General features: G+C 60.2%; 2 protein-coding genes and 1 pseudogene. All 3 read right to left on the bottom strand.

The genetic code is table 11. The annotated features are described in order from the left end of the window. A pseudogene (locus AAC029_RS15735) lies at positions 1-282 on the bottom strand (TonB-dependent receptor); the annotation flags it as partial. Positions 283-404: 122 nt separating this feature from the next. Beyond that, the gene (locus tag AAC029_RS15730) at positions 405-1,463 is read right to left on the bottom strand and encodes a helix-turn-helix transcriptional regulator (RefSeq protein WP_339749696.1); all 1,059 of its coding nucleotides are present in this window, start codon (positions 1,461-1,463) and stop codon (positions 405-407) included. An 83-nt stretch (positions 1,464-1,546) separates the two neighbouring features. Then, the gene (locus AAC029_RS15725) at positions 1,547-1,867 is read right to left on the bottom strand and encodes a metalloregulator ArsR/SmtB family transcription factor (RefSeq protein ID WP_339683269.1); all 321 of its coding nucleotides are present in this window, start codon (positions 1,865-1,867) and stop codon (positions 1,547-1,549) included. Positions 1,868-2,069: the final 202 nt, after the last annotated feature.

Genomic DNA, 2,069 nt, shown 5'->3' with positions numbered 1-2,069 from the left:
CGTGGAGTTGGAGCCGCGGGCCACTTCGATTGTGGCGTTCGGGGTCGAGCGCTGGATGGAAGTGATGTCGACGGCGCCGGTGGCTTCCAGCTGGTCGGCACTGAAGGCCGACACGGACAGCGGCACATCGATCAGGTCTTCTTCGCGGCGCTGCGCGGTGACAGTGACCCGGCCCAGCGTGCGGGCCTCTTCAGGGGCCTCATCCGCGTCCTGTGCCTGCGCAGCATACTGGCCCGCAGTCAGCGCAAGCGCCGACACGAGACCGAATCTCAGCGTATTCATTTTGTGATTTCCCAATTTTTCCTCCCGAGGATTCTCTCTATTTGACGGGAGTTATCCAGATCATGCGCGTCTCGGCGATGACATGTGGGCTCAACACAAGTGAACATTTTCGCTCATGGCTCTCAGGCCTGGGCGGTTTCCATGCTCGATCTGGCATAGGCGGCGGGCGAAACACCGCGCATTTTCTTGAACGCGCGATTGAAGGCGCGTACGTCGGAATAGCCAAGAAATTCAGAGACCTGGGTCACGCTGGTGCCTTGGGCCAGCATCAGGCCGGCGCGCTCGGCGCGGCTTTCCTGAAGGATGTCCCGGAAGCTGGTGTTTTCCTCGCTCAGGCGGCGGCGCAATGTGGCAACGCTGACCCCCAGATTCCGCGCGACGGCCTGTTGGGTCTCTAATCCGTCCGAGATCAGATCGGCTGTGCGCACCGCAAAGGACCGCGCATCGAAAGACGGGGCGATGGCTTCAAGATGGCGGATGACGCGCGCGAAAATCCCGTCTGCCGTCAGATCGACCTCCGGTGTGGAGGGGATCGTCTCGCAGGCAATATCAATGTCGTAGATCAGCTCATAGGCGGCATGGCCGTAGCCGATGGGCACCCGCCAGAATTGCAGCTGGCCATTGCCGGAATCGTGACGGTTCCTCAGCAGGCTGACACGTTTCAGCGCCCGGCCCGCTGCGCCGCCGGTCAAGCTGTCGAGCAGGGCATGTGTCTTGATCAACAGGGCATCACCAACGAAATGCGTCAGCGCCCGGTCATCGCGGAAGCGATAGGGGAAGGTCGAATCATCCACCACCAGCGCCAGCATCGAGTCGGTCTGGCGGACATAATTGTAGCGCCCGCCATGCATCATGTTGAAATGCGAGGCGAGGCTGCGGATCGCGTCCTGCAGGGTTGCGGCCGCCTGGATCTGGGTCACGACGAATGTGCCGGTCTGGTAGAGCAGCTTTCGTTCCGAAAGTTGCGCGGTCAGATCGTCGAAGGAGCGGGCGATCTCGCGCTGGATGCGGTAATAGTCCACGAGGTCGATCTGGGTGCCGGGCTCGTTTGCGCGGCGGTCCGGATCAATGCCCAGCCGATGCAGCAGCCCGTCGACATCCACGCCAGATGTGCCCGCCCATGACAGGATCGGTTCGATCTGGTGAAGCTCGAAGCTTGCCCGGGTCAGTGACTGCGCCATGCGGGCCTTATAACAGATATCGGTATCGAAAACGTATCCTCATTCAAACGGATGTTTTCGATTATGGCGTGGCGGCAACAGGTCTATCGGTAATAGGCGCAGAGCGTATCGACCAGCTCCCGGCCGATTCCGCCGGCGCAGCGATAATAGATCGTCTGCGCATCGCGTCGGCTTTCGACCAGACCGGCGCCGCGCAGCTTTGAAAGATGCTGGGAGACGGCCGAATGCGACTGGCCGGTCATGGCAGCCAGCTGATGGACCGGGTGCTCGCCATCGCTGAGGGCGCACATGATCTTGAGGCGTGTATCGCTCGACATGGCTTTCAGCACTTCAGAAGCCTCATGAATGCGCGCCGACATCAGGTCGAGGGCATCCTTGGTCTGGGGTTTGCGCTGGGCTGTCATCACGAGTTACTCACATTCAACTGGTTCAGGCCGATGGCCCTGTTTCTGTGGCGCGCCGGCCATTGTCCATAATATAGGTAGGATTGACCGACGAAATAGGGTCAAACCTGCAAGACTCAGGCCTACATTCCCCGAAAATGCCCGAAGGACGGGGCATTTTGCTGAACTTCAAATCTTGCCGGAATCCGTGCAAACCTTTATG

This window comes from uncultured Maricaulis sp. (assembly GCF_963975345.1).
Classification (GTDB): Bacteria; Pseudomonadota; Alphaproteobacteria; order Caulobacterales; family Maricaulaceae; genus Maricaulis.
This window is presented reverse-complemented; position numbering and strand designations above follow the sequence as displayed.